21 protein-coding genes are annotated in these 23,085 nt (G+C 72.4%); 8 read left to right on the top strand and 13 right to left on the bottom strand.

Annotated elements, in window-relative coordinates:
- Positions 1–14 precede the first annotated feature (14 nt).
- Positions 15–1,118, top strand: coding sequence for an acetamidase/formamidase family protein (locus SM611_RS21935; protein ID WP_371951744.1), 1,104 nt, complete (start codon positions 15–17; stop codon positions 1,116–1,118).
- Here SM611_RS21935 and SM611_RS21940 read toward each other — a convergent pair.
- The 3 genes from SM611_RS21940 to SM611_RS21950 form a co-directional block, all read right to left on the bottom strand.
- Positions 1,115–1,366, bottom strand: coding sequence for a DUF8836 family protein (locus SM611_RS21940; protein WP_371951745.1), 252 nt, complete (start codon positions 1,364–1,366; stop codon positions 1,115–1,117). The two genes, SM611_RS21935 and SM611_RS21940, sit on opposite strands and share 4 nt — an antisense overlap.
- Positions 1,367–1,455: 89 nt before the next feature.
- Positions 1,456–2,235, bottom strand: coding sequence for a sulfite exporter TauE/SafE family protein (locus tag SM611_RS21945; protein WP_371951746.1), 780 nt, complete (start codon positions 2,233–2,235; stop codon positions 1,456–1,458).
- Positions 2,236–2,340: 105 nt separating this feature from the next.
- Positions 2,341–3,129 (bottom strand): ABC transporter ATP-binding protein, encoded by a 789-nt coding sequence (locus SM611_RS21950; RefSeq protein WP_371951747.1) that lies wholly within the window; start codon positions 3,127–3,129, stop codon positions 2,341–2,343.
- Positions 3,130–3,351: 222 nt separating this feature from the next.
- Between SM611_RS21950 and SM611_RS21955 the strand changes: the two genes are divergently transcribed.
- The gene (locus SM611_RS21955) at positions 3,352–4,119 is read left to right on the top strand and encodes an Rv1486c family protein (protein WP_371951748.1); all 768 of its coding nucleotides are present in this window, start codon (positions 3,352–3,354) and stop codon (positions 4,117–4,119) included.
- An 88-nt stretch (positions 4,120–4,207) separates the two neighbouring features.
- On the opposite strand, the gene SM611_RS21960 is transcribed toward SM611_RS21955, so the two are convergent.
- The 5 genes from SM611_RS21960 to SM611_RS21980 all read right to left on the bottom strand — a co-directional run bounded on the left by SM611_RS21960 (position 4,208) and on the right by SM611_RS21980 (position 8,325).
- A complete protein-coding gene (locus SM611_RS21960; protein WP_371951749.1) occupies positions 4,208–4,903 on the bottom strand; it encodes an RDD family protein in 696 nt (231 codons plus the stop codon).
- A gap of 88 nt (positions 4,904–4,991) precedes the next feature.
- Entirely contained in the window at positions 4,992–5,462 is a 471-nt protein-coding gene (locus SM611_RS21965) for a DUF2752 domain-containing protein (RefSeq protein WP_371951750.1), read from the bottom strand.
- A gap of 209 nt (positions 5,463–5,671) precedes the next feature.
- The gene (locus SM611_RS21970) at positions 5,672–6,457 is read right to left on the bottom strand and encodes a PP2C family protein-serine/threonine phosphatase (protein ID WP_371951751.1); all 786 of its coding nucleotides are present in this window, start codon (positions 6,455–6,457) and stop codon (positions 5,672–5,674) included.
- Between the two features lie 36 nt (positions 6,458–6,493).
- Positions 6,494–7,189 (bottom strand): response regulator, encoded by a 696-nt coding sequence (locus tag SM611_RS21975; RefSeq protein ID WP_371951752.1) that lies wholly within the window; start codon positions 7,187–7,189, stop codon positions 6,494–6,496.
- A complete protein-coding gene (locus SM611_RS21980; RefSeq protein WP_371951753.1) occupies positions 7,186–8,325 on the bottom strand; it encodes a GAF domain-containing sensor histidine kinase in 1,140 nt (379 codons plus the stop codon). The genes SM611_RS21975 and SM611_RS21980 overlap by 4 nt, the downstream gene beginning before the upstream one ends.
- A 200-nt stretch (positions 8,326–8,525) precedes the next feature.
- On the opposite strand from SM611_RS21980, the gene SM611_RS21985 reads away from it, so the two are divergent.
- The 5 genes from SM611_RS21985 (at position 8,526) to SM611_RS22005 (ending at position 15,639) form a co-directional block, all read left to right on the top strand.
- On the top strand, positions 8,526–9,230 hold the full coding sequence (locus tag SM611_RS21985; RefSeq protein WP_371951754.1) for an SDR family NAD(P)-dependent oxidoreductase: 705 nt from the start codon (positions 8,526–8,528) through the stop codon (positions 9,228–9,230).
- Positions 9,227–10,588, top strand: coding sequence for an MFS transporter (locus tag SM611_RS21990; RefSeq protein ID WP_371951755.1), 1,362 nt, complete (start codon positions 9,227–9,229; stop codon positions 10,586–10,588). Before SM611_RS21985 ends, SM611_RS21990 begins: the two co-directional genes overlap by 4 nt.
- The gene (locus SM611_RS21995) at positions 10,585–11,661 is read left to right on the top strand and encodes an S-adenosylmethionine:tRNA ribosyltransferase-isomerase (RefSeq protein WP_371951756.1); all 1,077 of its coding nucleotides are present in this window, start codon (positions 10,585–10,587) and stop codon (positions 11,659–11,661) included. The genes SM611_RS21990 and SM611_RS21995 overlap by 4 nt, the downstream gene beginning before the upstream one ends.
- A 65-nt stretch (positions 11,662–11,726) precedes the next feature.
- Positions 11,727–12,983, top strand: a complete 1,257-nt coding sequence (gene serB, locus SM611_RS22000; RefSeq protein WP_371951757.1) for a phosphoserine phosphatase SerB — start codon at positions 11,727–11,729, stop codon at positions 12,981–12,983.
- Between the two features lie 382 nt (positions 12,984–13,365).
- The gene (locus SM611_RS22005; protein ID WP_371951758.1) at positions 13,366–15,639 is read left to right on the top strand and encodes an FUSC family protein; all 2,274 of its coding nucleotides are present in this window, start codon (positions 13,366–13,368) and stop codon (positions 15,637–15,639) included.
- 9 nt (positions 15,640–15,648) lie between these two features.
- On the opposite strand, the gene SM611_RS22010 is transcribed toward SM611_RS22005, so the two are convergent.
- The 5 genes from SM611_RS22010 to SM611_RS22030 all read right to left on the bottom strand — a co-directional run bounded on the left by SM611_RS22010 (position 15,649) and on the right by SM611_RS22030 (position 20,479).
- Positions 15,649–16,116, bottom strand: coding sequence for a SixA phosphatase family protein (locus tag SM611_RS22010; RefSeq protein ID WP_371951759.1), 468 nt, complete (start codon positions 16,114–16,116; stop codon positions 15,649–15,651).
- A 44-nt stretch (positions 16,117–16,160) separates the two neighbouring features.
- Positions 16,161–16,283: a hypothetical protein gene (locus SM611_RS22015; protein WP_371951760.1), complete on the bottom strand. Its 123-nt coding sequence runs from the start codon at positions 16,281–16,283 to the stop codon at positions 16,161–16,163.
- A gap of 144 nt (positions 16,284–16,427) precedes the next feature.
- Positions 16,428–18,875, bottom strand: a complete 2,448-nt coding sequence (locus SM611_RS22020) for a sodium-translocating pyrophosphatase (RefSeq protein WP_371951761.1) — start codon at positions 18,873–18,875, stop codon at positions 16,428–16,430.
- Between the two features lie 793 nt (positions 18,876–19,668).
- Positions 19,669–20,109 (bottom strand): ATP-binding protein, encoded by a 441-nt coding sequence (locus SM611_RS22025; protein WP_371951762.1) that lies wholly within the window; start codon positions 20,107–20,109, stop codon positions 19,669–19,671.
- Between the two features lie 16 nt (positions 20,110–20,125).
- Positions 20,126–20,479, bottom strand: coding sequence for an STAS domain-containing protein (locus SM611_RS22030; RefSeq protein WP_021597910.1), 354 nt, complete (start codon positions 20,477–20,479; stop codon positions 20,126–20,128).
- Positions 20,480–20,726: 247 nt separating this feature from the next.
- Between SM611_RS22030 and sftH the strand changes: the two genes are divergently transcribed.
- Positions 20,727–23,036, top strand: coding sequence for a DEAD/DEAH box helicase (gene sftH, locus SM611_RS22035; protein ID WP_371951763.1), 2,310 nt, complete (start codon positions 20,727–20,729; stop codon positions 23,034–23,036).
- The last annotated feature ends 49 nt before the right edge of the window (positions 23,037–23,085 follow it).

Raw genomic sequence — 23,085 nt, forward strand, 5'->3', positions numbered from 1 at the left:
GCGAGCATGCGGTCATGCTTCAGCCGAAGGAAGGCCGCATCGACGGCGCGCACTACCTCCCGACCACTCCCGACACGTGCCTGTGGGGCCGGCTCCCCAACCGGGACCGGCCCCCCGTGCTGCGGATCGCCTCCGGCGACACCGTCACCATCGACACGCTCAGCCACGAGGGCATCCTGGAGGACCAGGGCCGCGACCCGGACGCCTACCTGGCGCGGTTCGGGGTGCCCGGCGAGCGGATCCTCTCCGACGCCCGCGCCCTCGCCGCGTCCGGCGTCCCGCACGACTACGACGAGGACGGGCCGCACGTGGTCACCGGCCCGATCGAGGTGACCGGCGCGGAGCCCGGCGACGTGCTGCGCGTCGAGACGCTGAGCCTGCTCCCGCGCGCCCCGTACGGCTTCATCAGCAGCCGGCACGGGTACGGCGCGCTGCCCGGCGAGTTCCCCGAGACCGTGCCCGACAGCGGCCCCGCCCGCGACGGCGGCGTACGCGCCTACAACAGCGTCTGCACGTTCACCGAGGTGGTCGAGAGGGACGGGCGCCCGCACGGCGTCCTCCCGTACGGGGACGGACGCGCCGCCCACTTCCCCCTCGCGCCGTTCCTCGGGCTGATGGGCGTGGCGACCGACACCGCCGACCCCGTCCACTCGGTGCCGCCCGGCGACTTCGGCGGCAACCTCGACGTCAACGAACTCCAGGCCGGCTCGTCGCTCTACCTGCCCGTCCAGGTCCCCGGCGCGTCCTTCTACACCGGCGACCCGCACTACGCCCAAGGGGACGGGGAGGTCGCGCTCACCGCCCTGGAGGCGCCGCTGCGCGCCACGCTGCGGCTCACCGTCATCCCGCGCACGGAGGCGGCCGCGCTCCTCGGCGCGCTCGGCGAGCCGTTCGCCGAGACGCGCACGCACTGGCTGCCGCTCGGCCTGCACGAGGACCTCGACGAGGCCATGCGCCGGGCCGTCCGGGCCGCCGTCGGGTTCCTGGCGGCCACCCAGGGCATGCCCCGGCACACCGCCCTCGCCTACCTCAGCGCCGCCGCCGACTTCGAGATCAGCCAGGTGGTCGACGGGGTCAAGGGCGTCCACTGCCTGATCCGCAAGGCCGACTTCCGCTAGTCCCGGCCGTCGCCGGAGTGCCCGCCCCGCTCGTCGGACACCGGATGCTCGACCAGGGCCAGCACCCGGTTGGACATGAAGCGGGCGGTCCGCACCGCCGTGCCGGTGCGGGTCACCTCGCTCACCTCGATCACACCGCGCCGGTTGCCGATCTCCACGCGGCGGCCGGCGCGGGTCGCGGCCACCTCGTAGGTCCTGGTGGCCGTGCCGCCGACGTCGACCACGATCTCGACCCAGTCGCCCTTCATCCGCGCCGCCTCCCAGCGTTCGAACCTATGTTCGAGTTATACCCCGAACGCGCGTCCCGCAATCGCCGGACATGAGGGGAAAGCGCAGGTCAGTTGGTGAGCAGCTGGACGATCGCCGCCACCCCGACCGCCACGATCACGCCGCGCAGCACCAGCGGCGGGATGCGCCGGCCGAGCCGCGCGCCGAGCAGCCCGCCGATCGTCGAGCCGACCGCGATCAGCAGCACCGCGAGCCAGTTGATCTCCGTCCGGCCGAGCAGCCACATCACCGTGAACAGGAGCGCGGCCGTGCCGTTGACGATCGCCGCCATCGCGTTCTTGACGCCGTTCAGCACCTGGAGGTCGTCGTCCAGCGCGATCCCGAGCAGCGCGATGAGCACGATGCCCTGCGCCGCCCCGAAGTAGCCGCCGTACACGCCGGTGGCCAGCACGCCCACCCACAGCATCAGGCCGCCGTCCGGGCGGTGGGCGGAGTCCTCCGCGCGGCGCGCCTTGAGCCACGCCTGCATCCGGGGCTGGACGACCACCAGCACCAGCGCGATGAGGATGAGGCCCGGCACGATGATGTCGAACGCCTCCGGCGGCAGCGTCAGCAGCAGCAGGCCGCCGATGATCGAGCCGAGCAGCGAGGCGCTGCCGAGCCGCAGCAGCCGTTGGCGCTGGCCGCCGAGTTCCCGGCGGTACCCGTACGCGCCGCTGATGTTGCCCGACACCAGGCCCACGTTGTTGGAGACGTTCGACAGGACCGGCGGGTACCCGAGCGCGACCAGGGTCGGGAAGGTGATCAGGGAGCCGGAGCCCACGATGGCGTTGATCCCGCCGGCGGCGACCCCGGCGGCGAGCACCGCGGTCGCGTCAAGGACGTCCAAGCTCCACCCACTCCGGTCGCATTAGTTCGCATTCGCCCCACGATGGTAGATAAAGCCATCATTTGCCCTGCACGCGGGGTCATGGACCGGTCCCACGGCGGAAGGTCAGCGCAGCGAACGGGCGTACCAGCGGCCGTTCTGGCGGTCGATGGTCAGCGGGAGCCCGAACGTCCGCGAGAGGTGCTCCGGGGTGAAGACCTCGTCCACCTTGCCCTGCGCGACGACCTCCCCGGCGCGCAGCAGCAGCGCGTGCGTGAAGCCCTCGGGGACCTCCTCCACATGGTGCGTGACCATCGCCATCGTGGGCGCGGCGGGATCGTCGGCGAGTGCGGCGAGACGCATGACGAGGTCCTCCCGGCCGCCGAGGTCGAGGCCGGCGGCGGGCTCGTCCAGCAGCAGGAGCTCCGGGTCGGGCATGAGGGCGCGGGCGATCTGGACGCGCTTGCGCTCACCCTCCGACAGCGTGTCGAACGTCCGCCGGATCAGGTCGGCGCAGCCGAGCGCCTCCAGCAGCGCGACGGCGCGGTCCACGTCGGTCGAGTCGTACGCCTCACGCCACCGGCCGATGATCGCGTACGAGGCGGTGAGCACCAGGTCGATGACCGTCTCCCCGGCCGGGACCTTCTCCGCCACCGACGAGCTGGCGATGCCGATCCGCGGACGCAGCTCGAACACGTCGGTGCGGCCGATCTCCTCCTCCAGGATCTCGACCTTGCCCACGGTCGGATGCAGCATCGCGGCGGCGATCTGGAGCAGCGTCGTCTTCCCGGCCCCGTTCGGGCCGACGATGACCCACCGGTCGCCCTCGTCTACCGTCCATGTCACATCGCGCAGCAGGGTCGACCCGCCGCGCCTGACCCCGACTCCGCGGAGCTGAAGTACCTCGCCGGCCATCGCGTGCCTTCGTCCCCAATCCGGGTGGGTGCGTGATCTCTCTCTCAGGAAAGAACCTATGCGATCCGGGGTGGGCGCGGCCCCCGGATGCCCGGCCGAAACGGCGGTCCCGCGGTGCTCCTCCGCCGCGATAGGTCCCTTACGTCCGGTGGAACAGGGGATCCGAGCGCTTATCGTGGTTCGCATGCCCATTGCTGAGCGTCAGGGAATGAGCCCGGAAGAATGAGCAGGGCCGTAGCGACCGCGCTGGTCGCCTGGGGCAATGCCTGGCTGACGGGGCACGTCGGCCTGGACGAGGCGGTCGACGCGGTCGAGAAGGCCGGCGGGCCGCAGATCCTCGGCGGCGAGCCCGCCGAGGTGACGCTGCGCCGCGGCCTCGGCGACCTGCGCGTCGGTGGGCTGTCGGCGCTGCGGCTGGCGCTGCCCGAGCCCGGCGACCCGCTCGGGCTGACCGGCCCGCCCGCGTTCAACGCCGCGGCCGTCGAGGCGGGCGCGGCGGTCGTCGCCGTCCTGGACGGCCGGGCGATGGGCCTCGTCCCTGCCGAGGACCGGCGCGGCTCGTCGTACGTCGGCGTCCGCTGGACGCCGCACGAGGCGTCGGCGGGGCTGCCCGACGTCCCGTCCCTCGCCGAGGCCGACCGGCGGCTCACTCTCGCCATGCGGGACGCCACCGAGGCCCTGCTGACCGTGGACGACTTCGCCGGCGTCCCGCCCGAGATCGCCGACGCGCTCGTCGACCTGCGCGACCCGGACCGCGGCGATCACCCGCTCGCCCCCGGCTACCCCCAGCGCGCCCACCGCGTCGCCGCGCTCGCGGGCCGGCTGTCCCTCGTCGTCGACCTGGCCCGGCAGATGGACGACCGCGGCCTCAGCTCCGACCAGATGACCCGCCGCGGCGAGGCCCTGCGCCTCCTGGACGCCGCCGTCCGCCGCGCCCTGGTCGCGGCCTGCAACAGCGCGTTCGATCCCGTTCCAGGAACGGAGCGCTAGCGGAGTTCCAGAAACGGGATCGATCCGGCCCCATGACGAAACGGGGCGCCCCCCGGGTGGGGGCGCCCCGTTCTCGTGGGTCGTCGGATCAGGCGCGCACGACGATGGTGTTGCAGATCTTGTCGGCGAAGGTCTGCTTGCGCTCGTCCCACAGCGGCCAGAGGAAGCCGATGTAGCACAGGAAGCTGTCGGCGATGTGGGCGAGCTTGCGCACGAACGCCATGCCGAAGCCGATGGGCTGGCCGGTCTGCGCGCTCACGAGGCGGATGCCCATCTGGCGCTTGCCGATGGACTGGCCGGTGGTCCCCTCCTGGTAGCAGATCCACAGGCCGCCCGCCACGGAGAGGGCGAGGCCGACCAGCATGAACAGCAGGCCGAGCACTGCCGCGCCGCCGCTGCCCGAGCTCGTCAGCATGATGCTGAGCAGGTAGAGGACGAAGACCGGACCCGCGAAGATCAGGTAGTCGATGATGTAGCCACCGGCACGCGAGCCCCACTCGGCCAGCTGGCCGGTCGAGCCGTAGTGGTGGTGGTGGACCTCCTGGCCGTAGCCTTGCTGCGCCGGAGGCTGCTGACCGTAGCCGGGCTGCGCCGGAGGCTGCTGGCCGTACCCGGGCTGCGCCGGGGGCTGGCCGTAGCCGGGCTGGGCCGGGGGCTGGCCGTACCCGGGCTGGGCCGGGGGCTGCTGACCGTAGCCCGGCTGGGCCGGGGGCTGCTGGCCGTACCCGGGCTGCTGCTGCCCGTAGCCCGGCTGCTGACCGTACGGGTCGTAGGGGTTACCCACACTTGCTCCTTATTGATTGACCCTGTGGTTATGTGACGCCCGCCGGACCCGGTGGGCTCCGCAAGTCTGACCGAGGATTGCCCTCGGCTCAAACCCGGAGAATGCCCAACCGGACGAGCTGCCACAGCTCCGACCCCACGAGGGCGGTGCCGAGCATCCAGGCACGGGTCTTCGGCTGGAGTGCCCACCACCGTCGTCCCAGGCCCAGTGGTGCGGCGGCGACGGCGACGGCGCCGACCAGGGCGACCGGGTTCGCGAGGACGGCCTGGGCCGGACGGCCCGAGCCGAGCTCGATGAACACGGTCGTGCCCCCGCACATGGGACACGGGATTCCGGTGAGCGCCCGTAGGGGACAGAGCACGCCGGGGTCGTTGGCACGGTGGATCCATGACGCGCCGATGGCCGCGACGGCCATCGCCGCAACGCGCAGCACCGTACCCAGGGGGCCGTGCCGCGCTGCGGTGAGGGTCCGGCTGACGATCCCGCCGAGCACACCTTCCGGTGCACCGGTGACCGCCGCCCCGGGCGCTCCCCCCAACGAATCCTCCGCCTCGATCACGAACAGATGAGTGACCCGTATACCGGGTGCACCCGGAGCAGGGTCAAGTGCGGGCGACGTTCCGCTGCGGGACCGTTACCTTGCGCACGATGACATCACTCTAGGGGCAAGAGTAAGACAAATCGCCAGGTACGTGGGCACTCTTTCTCGCTAAGAGTTTCATGAATCGCCGGGCCGCCGCCCGCGCGGAAGCCGATCACCCGGGCGGCTCAGCTCTGCGCGGCGGCGCCGACGACCACGGGCCCCTCGGCGCCGTGGAAGTGCTCGGCCTCCACGACGTCCGCGATGACCGCGGTGATGTTGTCGGGCCCGCCGTTGTCGCGGGCCATCTCGATCAGCCGGTCGACGGCGCGCTGCGGGTCGGCCTCCGCGGACACCACCTCGTAGATGGCCTGCGCGTCGACCGGGCCGCTCAGGCCGTCCGAGCACAGCAGGTACCGGTCACCGAGCCGGGCCTCGCGCAGGCGCAGGTCGGGCTCGCGGTCCTCGCGGCCGTCCAGCACCCGGTAGAGGACGTGCGAGAGCCGCGACGTCTCGGCGGGATCGGCGGTCTGGCCCGCCTGCTCCGCCTCCGCCTTCAGCAACTCGTCCATGGTGTGGTCCTGCGTCATCTGGAACAGCTCGCCGTCGCGCAGCAGATAGCCGCGCGAGTCGCCGACGTGCGCCAGTGCGACGGAGTCGCCGGACCAGAGCATCGCGGTGAGCGTGGTGCCCATCCGGCTGAGGTCGGGACGTTCCTCGCGGACGATGCGGAGCTTCTCGTTGGCCTCGGCCACGGCGCGGCCCAGCATGTCAACAAGATCGTCCTTGGGGGCAGCGGTGTCCAGCGAGCGCAGGGAGCCGATGACGGTCGAGCTGGCGACCTCGCCGCCCGCGTAGCCGCCCATGCCGTCCGCGACCGCGATCAACCGCGCACCGGCGTAACCCGAGTCCTCGTTGTTCTCGCGGTTGCACCCGATGTCGCTGCCTGCTGCGTACCTGATTGCTACGTTCATACCAATTTCGATGACGATCCTGTCAGAGGAGTTTTATCAGTAGCGGACGGTGGATTCCCCGGTTTCCCCGGCCGCGCCGGACGTTCCGACTCCATGCCGGACAGCGTAGAGCGCCGCCTGCGTCCGATCCTGGACTCCCAGTTTCATGAGCAGATTACTGACGTGCGTCTTGACCGTCTTCTCGGACACCACGAGTGCACGCGCGATCTCTCGGTTGGACCTGCCCCGCGCGATGTGCACGAGCACCTCCCGTTCCCGTTCGGTCAGCGCGGCCAGGCCGCGGTCGTCGTTCCCGTCCGCCGGGCCGCCCGCCAGCACCGCCTCGGCCGCGTCCGGCGCGAACAGGACGTGCCCGTCGTTGACCGCCCTGATCGCCTGGACGAGCGCCTGCGGGTCGACGTCCTTGTACAGGTACCCGGCCGCACCCGCCTGCACGGCCGGCAGCACGTGCCCACGTTCCGTGACGCTGGTGAGGACCAGGACCCGTGCCTTCACCCCACGAGCCCGCAGCTCCGTCAGCGCGGCCAGACCGTCGGCGCCCGGCATCTTGAGGTCCATGAGCACGATATCGGGCTCCAGGGATTCGGCCAGTGTCACGGCCGACACGCCGTCCTCGGCCTCGCCGACGACCTCGATGTCGTCCTGGATGCCGAGGAAGGTGCGCAGCCCCTGCCGGACGACGGGATGGTCGTCGGCGATGAGCACCTTGATGGCGCCCGGCCTCGAGGTCACAGCGCCACCTCCAGCCGGACGGTCGTGCCCTTCCCAGGTGCGGCGTCGATGGTGAGCTCGCCGCCGATGGAGTCGGCCCGGTCGCGCATGGAGGCGAGCCCAAGGCCGCCCTGGGGCTCGGTGTCGGACGCGTCGAAACCGGTGCCGTCGTCGGCGACCTCTAGCACGGCCCGCCCGTCTTCTGTGCCGAGACGTACCTCCACGTTGCCGGCACGGGCGTGTCGCAGCGCGTTGTAGAGCGCCTCCTGGGTGATGCGGAACGCGACGGCCTCGTGCTCCTCCGGCAGGACGACGGCCTCGTCCGCGGCGATGCGCACGGTCGCCTCGTGCGCCCGGTCGAGCACGTCGACGTGCTTGCGCAGCGACGCGACCAGGCCGTCCGCGAGGTCGGTGGGCCGCAGCTCGAAGATGACGGCGCGCAGCTCGGCGAGCGCCTCGGCGGCGAGCCGCTCGACCTGCTCCAGCTCCCTGACGGTCCGCGCCGGGTCGCGCTCGGCCAGCGCGGACGCGGTGCGCGCCGTCAGCCGCAGCGAGAACAGCTTCTGCGCGACGGCGTCGTGCAGCTCACGGGCCAGCCGGTTGCGCTCCGCGACGACCGTCAGCTCGCGGTTGTGCTCGTAGAGGCGGGCGTTCGTCATCGCGATCGCGGCGTGCGCGGCGAACAGGGTGAGCAGGTCCTCGTCGTCCTGGGTGAAGCCGCCCGGGGTCTGCTTGTTGGCCAGGAAGACGATGCCCAGCACGTCCTCGCCGTCGCGTATCGGGACGCCGAGGAAGTCCTTCAGGACGGGGTGCGCGACCGGCCAGCCCTCGAACTCCGGCTCCCTGCGGATGTCGCCGAGCCGCTTCGGCGTGTCGCTCTTCAGCATCGCGGCGAGCATGCCGTGCTGGCGGGGCAGCGGGCCGATCCGCTCCCACTCCTCGTCCGAGACGCCGGCGACGACGAACTCGGCGAACGAGCCCTCGTCGTCGGGGACGCCGAGCGCGGCGTACCGGGCGTCCAGCAGCTGCGCCGCCGCCCGCACGATCACCTGCAGCACCTCGTGCACGGACAGGTGCCGGGTCACCGCGAGCACGGCGGAGCTGACGGCGTGCAGGGTCGCGCCCTGGACGCCGCGGCACCCGTCGTCGGTCTCCATCGCGGCCTCTCGTCCTCCCCTGTGCGCCCCCGCGGGGCCCACATGTGAAGACCGTACTCTCTGGGCGGGTCTTCCCGAATCAGCCTGGACGACTATCCGCATCCATCTCCGCGGGACCGGGGTCCTAGGACCATCTGACCACCGGCCCGGGAACGGGCGGCCGATGCCGCGCAACCGCTCCGGTTCCTAGCGTCGAAGCCATGAAGACGGCACTGATCACAGGCGGTTCCCGGGGGCTCGGACGGGCGCTCGCCCGGGAACTGGCGCAGGACGGCTGGACCCTCGTCATCGACGCCCGCGACCCGGCCGCGCTGGCGGCGGCGGCGGCCGAGACCGGCGCGACCGGGATCGCCGGGGACGTCACCGATCCCGCACACCGCGACGATCTCGTCCGGGCCGTGTCGGGCGGGCTCGACCTGCTCGTCAACAACGCGAGCACGCTCGGGCCGACGCCGATGCCCCGGCTCGCCTCGCTGCCCGCCGCCGACCTCGCCGCCGTGTTCGCGTCGAACGTGCTGGCGCCGCTCACGCTGATCCAGGGCGTCCTGCCGGGCCTGCGGGAGCGGCGCGGCGCGATCCTCAACATCACCTCGGACGCGGCCGTGGAGAACTACGAGACGTGGGGCGGCTACGGGACGTCCAAGGCGGCGCTGGAGCAGCTGTCGAACGTCCTCGCGGCGGAGGAGCCCGACGTGGCCGTGTGGTGGGCGGATCCCGGCGAGATGAACACCGACATGCTGCGCGCCGCCGGGGAGGACGCCGACGCCGCGCCGCCGCCGTCCGAGGCCGCCGCCGCCCTGCATCGCCTGATCACCGAGCGGCGGCCGAGCGGCCGGTACCGGGCCGCCGAGCTCGTGCCGGAAGGCGCGGGCCCGCACGGGGACGGCCTGGCGGGCGCGCGATGACCGCCGTCCTCGATCACGAGCAGGTGCCCGTTCCGGGGCGCGGTGTCCTCACCGGCGGGTTCCGGAGCGCGACGTTCGGGATCGTGCTCGTCGTGACGCTGCTGGCGTTCGAGAGCGTCGCCGTCAGCACCGTCATGCCGGTCGTCGCGGGCGACCTGGACGGGCTGTCGCTGTACGCGTGGGGCTTCAGCGCCACCCTGATCACGAGCCTGCTGTCGACGGTGCTGGCGGGCGGCTGGGTCGACCGGTCCGGCCCGGTGCGCCCGATCATGACCGGGCTCGGCACGTTCCTCGCCGGGCTCGTCGTCGCGGGCGCCGCGCCGTCCATGTGGATCTTCGTGGCCGGACGCGCCGTGCAGGGCCTCGGCACCGGCGTCTCGCTCGTCGCCCTGTACGTCGTGATCGCCCGCGTGTACCCGGAGGAGCTGCGGTCGCGGGTGTTCGCGGCGCTGTCGGCGGCGTGGGTGCTGCCGTCGCTGATCGGCCCGGCGGTCGGCGGGCTCGTCGCCGAGCACGCCGGCTGGCGGTGGGTGTTCCTCGGGCTGATCCCGCTGGTCGTCCCGCCCACGCTGCTGCTCGCGCCGGCGCTGCGCGGCATCCGGCCGGTGGACGCCGCCCCCGGCCGCGGCACGTCGCGGTACGTCGCCGCGGTCGCCGTGGCGGCCGGCGCCGGAGTGCTCCTCTACGGCCTCGGCGGGACGGGCTGGGCGATGCTGCCCGCCGCGCTCGCGGGCCTCGCCGGGCTGGCCTTCGGGCTCCCGCGCCTCCTCCCCGCCGGGACGCTCCGGATGCGCCGCGGGCTGCCGAGCATCGTCCTCGTCCGCGGCCTCCTCTCCGGGGCGTTCTTCGGCGCCGACGTGTTCATCCCGCTCGCGCTGACGAAACTGCACCACTTCAGCGCGACGCAGGCCGGCATCGTCCTCACCGTCGGCGGGCTGGGCTGGTCGGCGGCGTCCCAGATCCAGGGCCGGTCCAAGCGCCCGCGCGAGTTCTACGCCCTGCTCGGCGCCGTACTCGTCACCGCCGGGATCGTCCTCGCCACGATCGCCCTCCAGCTGTCCGGCTGGCTCGCCGCGCCCGCCTGGATCATCGGCGGCGCCGGGATGGGCTTCTCGATCGGCAGCCTCTCCGTCCTGCTCCTCGACCTCTCGCCGGAGGACGAGCAGGGCGTCAACTCGTCCGCGCTCCAGATCAGCGACACCCTCGGCTCGTCCCTCGTGATCGGCGTCGCGGGCGCGCTCGTCACCGGCTTCGGCGCCGGCCGGCTCGGCACCGGCCTCGCCGTCGCCGGAACGCTGTCCGCCGCGATCGCCCTCCTCGGAGCGATCGCCGCTCTCCGGTTGGAGGCCCCGAAATGACCGTCGACTTCATCCTTCCCGCCTCGCTGGAGGCCCACGAGCCGCCCGAGGCGCGCGGCCGCGCCCGCGACGGCGTCCGCCTCCTGGTCTCCCGGCGCGCGACCGGCGCCTCCCCCCGCCCCGAGGTCTCCCACCACGCGTTCTCCGACCTGCCGTCCCTGCTCGCCGCCGGGGACCTGCTGGTCGTGAACACGTCGGCCACGCTGCCCGCCGCCGTCCGGCTCGACCGGATCAGCGTGCACTTCTCCACCCCGGTGCCCGGCGCCGACGACCGGCTGTGGCTCGTCGAACTGCGCCGCCGCGCCGGCAAGGCCAGCCGCCCCTACTCGGGCGGCTGCCCCGGCGAGTGGATCCCGCTGCCCGGCGACGCGACCCTGACCCTCGTCGAACGGCACAAGGGCCGTTCCGGGGCGCGTGGGGCGTCGTCCCCCAGCAGGGAGTCCGACCGCCTGTGGCGGGCCCGGCTCAGCACCGATGTCGTCCCCTACCTGCGGCGGTACGGGACGCCGATCAGGTACGGGTACGTCCACCGCGACTGGCCCGCCGCCGCCTACCAGACCGCCTTCGCCCACGACCGCTCCGCCGGCGGCGCCGAGATGCCGAGCGCCGCCCGCCCCTTCACCCCCGAACTCGTGACCCGGCTCGTCTCGCGCGGCGTCCTGATCGCGCCGATCACGCTGCACACCGGCGTCGCGTCCCCCGAAGCCCACGAACCGCCCTACGCCGAGCGCTACACCGTGCCCGCGCCCACGGCGGCGCTGGTCGAACACGTCCGATCCGAAGGCCACCGAGTGATCGCCGTGGGGACGACCGCCGTCCGGGCCCTGGAAACGGCCGTGGACGCCTCCGGACGCGTCACCCCGTCCTCCGGGTGGACCGAACACGTCGTGACGCCGGACAACGGCGTCCGGGCCGTGGACGGCCTCCTCACCGGCCTGCACGAGCCCAGGTCGTCCCACCTGATGATGCTCACGGCCATCGCCGGCCACGACCTGCTCGCCGCCACCTACGAGGCCGCCCTGGCCGAGCGCTACCTCTGGCACGAGTTCGGCGACCTCAACCTGATCATGTGACCCGTCTCGCATGCCGGACCTGGCGCACGGCGCCCACGTCACGGCCGGTAACGTGGGAAGCAGCTATGGACGGGTCAGCACAGCGCACGCTCCTCATCACACTCACCGGACGCGACCGCCCCGGCGTGACCTCGCGTCTCTTCCGCACACTCGCGGAGTTCCCGCTCACGGTCGCCGACGTCGAGCAGGTCGTGATCCGCGGCCGGCTCGTGCTCGGCGTCCTGCTCGCCTACACCGAGGGCGCCGACATCGGACGCGTCTGGAACGCCGCCGAACACGTCGCCAACGACCTCGACATGGAGATCGAACTCTCCACGAGCCGCAACCGGCGGATGCCGAAGCGCACCGGACGCCTCCACGTCACCGTCCTCGGCGCCCCGCTGAAGCCCGCCGCCATGGCCGGGATCGCCGGCCGCATCTCCGCGCACGGCGCCAACATCGACCGCATCGAACGGCTCGCCCAGAACCCCGTCACCTGCATCGAGATGGACGTCTCCGGCGCCGACCCCGACGCCCTCCGCGCCGCCCTCACCGCCGAGGCCGCCGAGCAGCAGGTCGACGTCGCCGTCCAGCAGAGCGGCCTCAGCCGCCGCGCCAAGCGCCTCATCGTCATGGACGTCGACTCCACCCTCATCCAGGGCGAGGTCATCGAACTGCTCGCCGAGCACGCCGGCTGCCTCGACGAGGTCGCCAAGGTCACCGAGGCCGCCATGCGCGGCGAACTCGACTTCGAAGGCTCCCTCCGCGAACGCGTCGCCCTCCTCGCCGGGCTGGACGCCTCCGCCATCAACGACGTCCGCGACAGGCTCCGCCTCGCCGCCGGCGCGCGCACCATGGTCCGCACCCTCAAGCGCCTCGACTACAAGTTCGCCATCGTCTCCGGCGGCTTCACCCAGGTCACCGACGCCCTCGTCGACGACCTCGGCATCGACTACTCCGCCGCCAACACCCTGGAGATCGTCGACGGCAAGCTCACCGGCCGCGTCACCGGCCGCGTCATCGACCGCGCAGGCAAGGCCACCGCCCTCGAACGCTTCGCCCGCGAGGCCGGCATCCCCATCAGCCAGACCGTCGCCATCGGCGACGGCGCCAACGACCTCGACATGCTCCAGGCCGCCGGCCTCGGCATCGCCTACAACGCCAAACCGGTCGTCCGCCAGGCCGCCGACACCGCCGTGAACGTCCCCTACCTGGACACCATCCTCTTCCTCCTGGGCATCTCCAGAGAAGAAGTAGAAGCCGCCGACGCTGCCGATCTTCGTGGGGACGACCCCCCGAGCCCCCCGGCCGCGCCGCACGGGTCTCCTCCCTCCGGTCGCTAGCTGTGTCAGTCCAGGGGGGCGGCCCCCTGGAATCCCCGTCGCGACGCGCATGCCCGCTCCGCGCTCGGCGACGCGCTCGAACCGCTGGTCCCGACCCTGCGCCGGCAGGTCGCCGCGGACCGGACCATCGTCCCGTTCGCCCCGTCCAGCTCGCTGATCTCCGCGGACCGCGAGCAGCGCGCCGCCATCGCCGCGGTCCTGGACGCCTGGGACCACCGCGAACCCGCGAAGCCGTCGGCCTGATCCCCCTGTGCCGGCCAGACCGCGCACGCACCTCGGCTTCGCGTGACGCCGGGTCGCGGGGTTCGGGCCGGTGGGGCTGAGACCGTGATCGGCTGGGTACGGGTGGGAAGCGGGGGAACGATCTTCGTGGGCGGGCGAGGTGACGGCGGAGGAACGGCGGGACGTGCTGCGGCGGGTGCGGGACGCGTTTGCCCAGGCGCAGGGGCCGTCGACGCCCATGTACGGAGTGGCCGCGGCCATCGCGGTGGCCGTGCCGCTGCTCGCGGGGGCGCTGACCGGGCACCCGGGGCAGGGGTCCGTGATCGCGCTCGGCGCGTACCTGGTGGCGCTGCGGGCGCCCGAGGGGCCCTACGGGGCGCAGGCCCGGAGCCTCACCGTCGGGGTCCTGGTGGTCGCGGTCGGCGCGGGCGTCGGCGGGCTGCTCAGCGGCCACCTGTGGCCGACCGTGATCGTCGTGCCGCCGCTGATCGCGCTCGGCGTCGCCGTGCCGCGGATCGGCGCCACGGCCGGGCTCGCGGTGCTGCTGAGCGCCGTCCGGCCGCCGTCCGCCGACGTGCTGGACATCGGGCTCCTGGAACTGTTCGGCGGGCTGTTCACCGCCGGGCTGCTGCTCGCGCCGTGGCCCGCGCGGCGGCTGCGTCCGCTGCGGGCCTCGCTCAGCGAGTGCGCCGACGCGGTCGCCGAGGCGCTCGACGCCGTCGCCGAGGACGTCGGCGCCCACGACCCGGAACCGCTCGACGCCGTCGAACTCACCGACCCCGACCTGCTCGCCGTCACCCGCGTCCCCGACTGGGAGGCCAAGCGGCGGGCCGCGTCCGAGTCGCTGACGGCGGCGCGCGCCGTCTACCGGCTGTACCGGACGGGCCGCGGGCGCAGCGACCCCACACGTCCCGAGCGGCTCATCGACGCGCTGGGCCGCGTCCTGCACGAGACGGTGACGCTGCAGGCCGTCCTGGAGGCGGCGAAGAACTATCCGCCGGACCGGGAGTGGCGGCTGGAGACGCAGACCGCGATCTCGGCGCTCGCCGCGCGGCTGCGGCTGCTGTCCGGGGCGGTCGCGACGGCGGGCGAGGCGCCGCTCGGACGCGAGGAGTCCGCCGCCGTCCGCCGGATGGGACGCGCCGCCGAGCACATCCGGCGCGCCGGGCTCGCCGGGGACGAGGACCTCATCGCCGTCGCGCTCATCGGGCAGGTGCGCCGCTCCATCGACCGCATCGCCGGCGAGGTCGCCTCGGCCCGGCGGATCGTCGCGGGCGGCCTGCGGATCGGGCTCGGCCCGCCCCGGATGCCCGGCACCCTCGACCCGATGCCGGTGTGGGACCGGGTCCGGCGCGCCGTCGGCACCCGGTCGCCGGCGTTCCGGCAGGTGTCGCGGGTGTACGTGACGGCCGTCGTGTCGATGGCGATGACCGCCGCGCTCGGCCTCTCGCACGGGCACTGGCTGACGATCACCGCGATGCTCAGCCTGCGCGCCACCTACGGCGAGACCGTCGACCGGCTCCTCCAGCGCGTCGGCGGCACCGCCGCCGGAGGCGCCATCGCCGCCGTCATCCTCACGCTCGCGCCCGGGCAGATCACCGTCGGCGTGATCGGCTTCGTGTTCGCGCTGGCCGGGTTCGCCATGCGCTCCGTCAACTACGTCTACTGGGCGCTGTTCGGAACGCCGCTCGCGATGATGCTGCTCGACTTCTCCACCCCCGCCGACTGGCGCACCGCCGGGGAGCGGATCGGGCTGACGATCGCGGGGACGCTCCTGTCGTACCTCGCCGTCCGGCTCCTGTGGCCCGCCGGTCATGTGGAGCGGCTGCCGGTGCAGCTCGGGCGGCTGCTCGGGACGCACGCCGACCTCGTCCGGGCGACGGCGGACGTCCTCGCGGGCGAGAAGGCCCGGCTCCCGCACGACACGATCGTCACGGCCGAGCGGGCGGCGGAGGCCGTCGCCGAGACCCGGATCCGGCTCGGCCACGAACGGCTGCCCGACACCGGCCTGATCGCCGAGCTCGGAACCGCCGTGGACGCCGCGCACCGCACCCGCGACCACCTCATCGCCGTCGCGCGGCTGTCGCGCGCGGAGGCCGTCGACACCGGCCCCATCCCCGAGATCCTCGACCGGCTCGCCGACCAGTTCGAGGAGGCCGCCGGGCGGACGGAGGAGCCCGCCGACATCGACCCGAAGCGGATCACGCCCGTCGAGGAGCTGGACGAGCAACTCGCCGACCTCGACTCCCACCTGTCCACGCTCACCCGCCGGCGCCGCGCCGAGATCAAGGCGGGCGTCGGCCGCGACGAGGTCACGCCGCTGCGCCAGGCGCTGCTGCAGGTCTCCGGCACCCGCTACACGATCAGATCCCTGCGCCGCGACGCCGGAACGGCCGTCGAATCGTCCCTGACCGCCGCGGCGCCGCGCGGGTGACGGCCGAGGTCAGCCCTTCGGGGTGCGGACGGTGCGGAGCGTCCCCAGGCCGCGGCGGACGTCCGGCCACGTGCCGGGCAGGTCGATCACGGCGAGCGCGCAGGTGGGGAAGGTCTCCGGGGCCTGCCCGGTCAGGTCGTGGACGAGCTGGTGCACGGACGGGTTGTGCCCGACCAGCAGCAGCGTCCCGGCATCGTCCGGCGCCTCCGTGACGAGGGCGAGCAGCCCGTCGGGATCGTTGTCGTAGATCCCCGGCTCGTAGCTCACCCCGGTGTCGAGCGCCAGCAGGGCGAGCGTCTCCCGCGTCCGCGCGGCCGGGGAGCACAGCGTGTGCGCGGGGACGAGGTCGTTCGCGCGCAGCCACTCCCCGGCCGCCGCGGCGTCGCGGCGCCCGCGGTCGTTGAGGACGCGGTCGATGTCGGCCGTCCCGAACCCGGCGACGGCCTTGGCGTGACGGAGCACGATGAGCGTGGGCATGACCGCCACATTAGGCCGCGCCGCGCCGCGCCGCGATGCGGGCGCTAGGGCGCGAGGAGGGCCGCCAGCACCCAGAGCACCAGGAGGACGCCGAGCATCCCGCCGATCATGACGGCGAAGCCCTTGGCCCCCGACATCGCCGGCCTGCCGCCGTCGCCGCTCGCCACAGCGCCTCCCGATTTCCGTCCGGGGCCTGGAACGTCCGGCCCTCGTCCCCCAGCGTACGGCCGGCGCCCGGTGCTCGGGACACGACCCCGGACATGCGGAAGGGCCGGCGGCACCGATGCCGCCGGCCCTTCCCGGTCGAACCGTCAGCCCTTCTTGGCGGACTCCTCGGTGCCCGTCTCAGCCGCGGCACCGTTGGCGTCGGCGCCGACGGCCGCCTCCTCGACGGCCTTGACCTCGCCGCCGTCCACGGCCGCCTTCTCCGGCTCGCCGTCCTTGACCGCCGGGTCGGCGGCCGGCTCGGCGATCGGGTCGGCGCGCCGCTTGGAGATCACGATCGCCGCGACGATGACCCCGACCGACAGGACGGTCACGACGACGCGCAGCACCGTGTTGCCCGCGTACGTCACCACGGCGTCCGCGATCAGCAGCGCGACCAGGTTCATCACCTTGATCAGCGGGTTGATCGAGGGGCCCGCGGTGTCCTTGAACGGGTCGCCGACCGTGTCGCCGATGATCGTCGCCTCGTGCGCGTCGCTGCCCTTGCCGCCGAGGTGGCCCTCCTCGACGAGCTTCTTGGCGTTGTCCCAGGCGCCGCCGGAGTTGGCGAGGAACACCGCCATCAGCACGCCCGCGGCGATCGCGCCGCCCAGGTAGGCGCCGAGCGGCGCGTACCCGAGGGCGAAGCCGACCGCGATCGGCGACATGATCGCCAGCAGTCCGGGGGTGGCGAGCTCGCGCTGCGCGTCCCGGGTGCAGATGTCCACGACGCGGTCGTAGTCGGGCTTCTCGGTGTAGTCCATGATCCCGGGCTTGGTGCGGAACTGCTCGCGCACCTCCACCACGACCCGTCCGGCCGCCCGGCCCACCGCCATGATCGCCAGGCCGGAGAACAGGAACACGACGGACGCGCCGATGATCAGCCCGATCAGGACGTTCGGGCTCGCGATCGACAGGTTGAAGTCGAGGAAGTCGGCGCCGATCGCGTCCTTGGCGCTCTGCGACGCGTCGCCGAGCGCCGCGATCACCGTCGTCCGGAACGAACCGAACAGCGCGGTCGCCGCGAGCACCGCCGTCGCGATCGCGATGCCCTTGGTGATCGCCTTGGTGGTGTTGCCGACCGCGTCCAGCCGCTCCAGGACGGCCGCGGACTCGCCCTGCACGTCCCCGGACATCTCGGCGATGCCCTGGGCGTTGTCGGAGACGGGCCCGAAGGTGTCCATCGAGACGATGACGCCGACCGTGGTCAGCAGCCCGGTCCCGGCCATCGCCACCGCGAACAGCGCGACGGTGGTGTTGCCGAAGCCGAGCAGGAACGCCCCGTACACGGCGCCGGCGATGACGAGCGCGGTGTAGACGGCCGACTCCAGGCCGAGCGAGATGCCGGACAGGATGACGGTCGCCGGGCCCGTCCGGGCGCTGTCGGTGACCTCCTTCACCGGCTTGCGGTTGGTCTCGGTGAAGTAGCCGGTGAGCAGCTGGATGACGCTCGCCAGCACGATGCCGATGATCACCGAGCCGAGCGCGACCCAGCGCGGGTCGGCGTCCAGGCCGCGGATGGCGCCGTCGGTGACGCCGTTCAGCTCGGCGAACGACGACGGCAGGTACACGAACGCGGCGATCGCGACGAGGATCGCCGAGATGCCCGCCGAGATGAAGAACCCGCGGTTGATCGCCGTCATGCCGGAGCGGTCTCCGGCGCGGGGCGCCACCGCGAAGATGCCGATCACCGCGGTGATCACACCGATCATCGGGACGATCAGCGGGAACACCAGGCCCTCGGTGCCGAACGCCGCCGTCCCCAGGATGAGCGCCGCGACCAGCGTGACCGCGTACGACTCGAACAGGTCGGCGGCCATCCCGGCGCAGTCGCCGACGTTGTCGCCCACGTTGTCGGCGATCGTCGCGGCGTTGCGCGGGTCGTCCTCCGGGATGCCCTGCTCGACCTTGCCGACGAGGTCGGCGCCGACGTCCGCGGCCTTGGTGAAGATGCCGCCGCCGACACGCATGAACATGGCGAGCAGCGCGGCGCCGAAGCCGAAGCCCTCCAGCACCTTCGGCGCGTCGCCCTGGTAGGCGAGGACGACGATCGCCGCGCCGAACAGGCCGAGGCCCACCGTGAACATGCCGGCGACGCCGCCGGTGCGGAACGCGATCCGCATCGCCGTCCGCTCGCCGCCCTCCTCGCGGGCGGCCGCGGCGACCCGTACGTTGCCGCGCACCGCGAGCCACATGCCGGTGAACCCGGTGACGGCGGAGAACAGCGCGCCGATGACGAAGAAGACCGAGCGTCCGATCCGCTCGCTCGTCGAGTCGGCGGGTAGCAGTAGCAGAACGAGCGGTATCAGTACGACGAAGACCGCGACCGTTCGGAACTGGCGTTTCAGGTAGGCACTCGCGCCTACCTGAACGGCGCGCGCGATCTCCTGCATCTTGGCGGTGCCCTGGCCCGCGGCCAGGACATCGCGGACGAGACCCGCGGCGACGGCCAGTGCCAACAGTGCGACCACAGCGACGACGACGACCAGGGAGAGGTCGCCGCCGCCGAGATCCACTTCTGCGCTGGCCGGGCTTGACAGGGAAAACCCGGACATCCGTCCTCCTCGACAGGGGCATTGCGACTCGATCGTCACAAAGAAGACGATCTTTACCGCGTACCCCGCGAGTCATGTTTTCGAACGCCTCGCACGGCAACGCGGGTGCCGGGAGTCTACGCACGCGCAAGTCGAATGTTAAGGCCGCACGGCCCTTGAAGAGGATGTCGCCAAAAATGCAACGAGCGATACGCCAGAATTTGACCCATACGCCAGGTCACGCGTCATCGCCGCAGGTCAGTCGGGGTTACACGTCCCTTACCCCACCGCCACCTTGACAGGCGCAGCAGACATTGGGCGCATCGGCCCGACAACCGGCGTCCGAGTTAAAGCTAGGCATTAACACGAAATATGTCTAGGCCCAAATCGACCCGAACCGAGATCAACCCGAAGAGAATCTCACAACCCTGCTCCCACCGACCCCACCAACCCCACCAACCCCAAGGTCCCCGACGACCGGACCCGGACGCACACCTTCGAACGCACAACACGAGCCCCGCGCATCACGCGCTCCCCGAACACACACAGCGCGCGGAGGCGCAGGGACGGGAGAGGGGGACGGCGGCACGCGAACTCGGAGCGCAGGCGGCCCGCACGGGTGCAGTACGCACTACAAGGGTTCTACGCTCTGCCGGCCCCTGGAGACGTCCCAGCGACGCGTCACAGGCCCGACGCGCCCCTCGGCACGACGGCGCGGGCTCGACAGGTGCGTGGCGGTGATGGCCGCGGTGGGGACGACTAAGGCCCCGCCGGGGGCGGCGGGGCCTTTGGTCTTGGTGGGGCGGGCGCGCGTCTAGATGGTCGCCTCAGCCTCGGCCGGCCAGCTCATGCGTATCTGGACCCCCTTGGGCGTGGCGGCGATCTCCACGTCGTCTGCGAGCCCGGCGATGACCGCCAGCCCCAGCTCCGCGGTGCCCTCGCCCAGGCCGTAGTCGAACTCGTCCGCGTCCACGGCCGTCGGAAGGTCGCCCGGCGTGTCGTCGCCGGGGACGGTGTCGCTGACGGTCACCTCGAAGCGGCGGTCGGCGCCGCTGAGCTCGAGGCGGACGGGCTCGTCCGGGCAGTGCCGGCGATGGGCCTCCACGGCACGCGAGCACGCCTCGCCGACCGCGAGCCTGACCTCGTCCAGCAGCGGCTCGGCGACGCCACTTCGGCGGGCCACGGCGGTCACGATCAGGCGGGCGGTCCGTACGTGGACGGGCAGCGCGCTGAAGGACAGTTCAACGGTCGACATCTCAGCTACAGGCCGCCTACTTGGCGCCCTTGCGCTTCTCCTCGGCCTCGGCGATCGAGTCGTGGATGCCGAAGACCTTGGTCAACCCCGTGATCCGGAAGATCTTGAGGATGCGCTCCTGGGTGCACACCAGCTCCAGCGAGCCGTCGTGGGCGCGCACCCGCTTCAACCCGCCGACGAGGACGCCGAGGCCGGTGGAGTCGAGGAACTCCACCTTCTCCATGTCCACGAGCAGGTGGAACTTGCCCTTGTTGACCAGGTCGATGAGCTTCTCGCGAAGCTTCGGCGCCGTGTAGACGTCGATCTCGCCCTCCACGTTGATGACGGTGAGGCCATCGTCGGTGGTGTAGTCGTTCACCTTCAGGTCCACAGATCCTCCACGCGCCGTGCAGCACTATCCGATCTCGATGCCCGCGCCACCGGTGGTGACCGGCCATCGAGACTTCGCCGTGATTCAACCACGCTCCGGCGTCGTGTACGCACGTAATCGCCCACACGGGCGAAAGTTCGCGCCATCCCGTCTGACCTGCTGATCTACTCGCCAGGGCAGGGGGGACGGGCCCACTGGCGCCGGGGCGTTCCCGTAGTTTTGCCCAGGCTGGCAAACTGAAAACCTGATGGGCGCCCAAAGATCTTCCCCCCTCGACCGGCTCCTCGCCGACCCTTCGCGACGCGAGCGCATCACCCATGTGGAGAGCGTTCCCGCACGTCAGGGCCGCCGGACCGGGTGGCCGGCATGGGCGCCCCCGCTGCTCGTCGAGCGGCTCGCGGCGGCGGGCATCGAGGCCCCGTGGGAGCACCAGGCCGCCGCCGCCGAACACGCGCACGCCGGCCGCTCTGTGATCATTGCCACTGGGACCGCGTCCGGTAAGTCCCTCGCCTACCTGCTGCCCTGCGTCGAGGCGATCTATGCGGGGGAGGAGAATCCCCGCCACGAGGGGACGGTCCTCTACCTGTCGCCGACGAAGGCGCTGGCCGCCGACCAGCTCCGGGCGCTCCGCTCGCTGCACCTCACGCGCGTCCGGGCGGCGACCTACGACGGCGACACGCCGCAGGACGAGCGGACGTGGGTCCGGCAGCACGCGAACTATGTGCTGACGAATCCGGACATGCTGCACCGGTCGATCCTGCCCGCGCATGCCCGCTGGTCCTCCTTCCTGCGCCGCCTCCGGTACGTGATCATCGACGAGGCGCATGGATACCGAGGGGTGTTCGGGTCGCACGTCGCGCAGGTCCTGCGCCGCCTGCGCCGGCTGTGCAAGCGGTACCACGCCTCCCCGACGTTCGTCCTCGCGTCGGCGACGACGTCCTCACCCGCGTCCGCCGCGTCCCGCCTCACCGGGCTGGACGTGGTCGCGGTCGACGACGACGCGTCGCCGCGCGGGCCCGCGACGTTCGCGCTGTGGGAACCGCCACTGACGGAGCTGCGCGGCGAGCGCGGCGCCCCCGTTCGCCGTACCGCGACGGCCGAGGCAGGCGACCTTCTGGCCGACCTCGTTGTCGAAGGCGTTCAGACGCTCGCGTTCGTCCGTTCTAGGCGCGGGGCAGAGTCGGTGGCACTCAGCGCCAAGCGCGCGCTGCACGAGGTCGCCCCGGCCTTGGCCGAACAGGTCGCCGCCTACCGAGCGGGCTATCTGCCCGAGGAACGGCGCGCGCTGGAGGCCGCTCTGCGTTCCCGTTCCATCGTCGGCTTGGCGAGCACCAACGCCCTCGAACTCGGGGTGGACGTCTCCGGGCTCGACGCCGTCCTCGTCTGCGGCTGGCCCGGCACCCGTGCGTCCCTCTGGCAACAGGCCGGACGTGCCGGACGCTCCGGACAGGCGGCCCTCGCGGTCCTCGTCGCCCGGGACGACCCGCTCGACACGTTCCTCGTCCACCACCCCGAGGCGATCTTCGGCACACCGGTCGAGGCGACCGTCCTCGACCCCGACAACCCGTACGTCCTGGAACCGCACCTGTGCGCCGCCGCGTCCGAGATGCCGCTCACCGAGGACGACCTCCCGCTGTTCGGCCCGGCGACCGCCGACCTGCTGCCCGACCTCGTCCGCCGGGGCCTCCTCCGCCGCCGCCCCGCCGGCTGGTACTGGACGCGCCGCGACAGGGCCGCCGATCTGGCCGACATCCGGGGAGCGGGCGGCGCACCCATCCAGGTCGTGGAGCTGTCGACAGGGCGCCTTCTCGGCACCGTCGATGAAGCCTCCGCGCACACGACCGTCCACGAAGGCGCGGTCTACATCCATCAGGGCGAGTCCTACATCGTCCACACCCTCGATCTGGACGATTCTGTCGCGCTCGTAGAGTCGGCCGACCCCGACTACTCGACGACCGCCCGCGACGTGACCGACATCAGGATCGTCGAACGGCTCCGCTCCATCGCCTGGGGCGACGCCACGCTCTGCTTCGGAACCGTCGACGTCACCCGCCAGGTGGTCGCCTACCAGATGCGCCGCCTGCAAACAGGTGAGATGCTCGGCGAAAAGCCCCTGGACCTACCGCCCCGCACCCTCCGAACCCGCGCCGTGTGGTGGACGCTGTCAGAGTCGCAGATCTCCACCTTGGACGACGACCTCGACCTGGCGGGCGCCGCCCACGCCGCCGAACACGCCTCGATCGGTCTGCTTCCACTGTTCGCCACATGCGACCGTTGGGACATCGGTGGTGTGTCCACGGCCGTCCACCCCGACACGGGTCTCCTCACCGTGTTCGTGTACGACGGGCATGAGGGCGGCGCGGGATTCGCCGAACGCGGCTACGCGGACGCCTCCGCCTGGCTGCACGCTACGCGCGACGCCATCGCATCCTGTGAATGCGAGTCGGGCTGCCCGTCCTGCATCCAGTCGCCCAAGTGCGGCAACGGCAACGACCCCCTGGACAAGCGCGGCGCCCTCTCCCTGCTAGCCGTCCTTCTTGCCGAAGCCCCCAAGTGACCTCCTGGGAGCCCAAGCGCCTCCGGGACGTCGCCAGTCCAGCCGAGCC

Source organism: Actinomadura monticuli, assembly GCF_041463655.1.
GTDB lineage: Bacteria > Actinomycetota > Actinomycetes > Streptosporangiales > Streptosporangiaceae > Spirillospora > Spirillospora monticuli.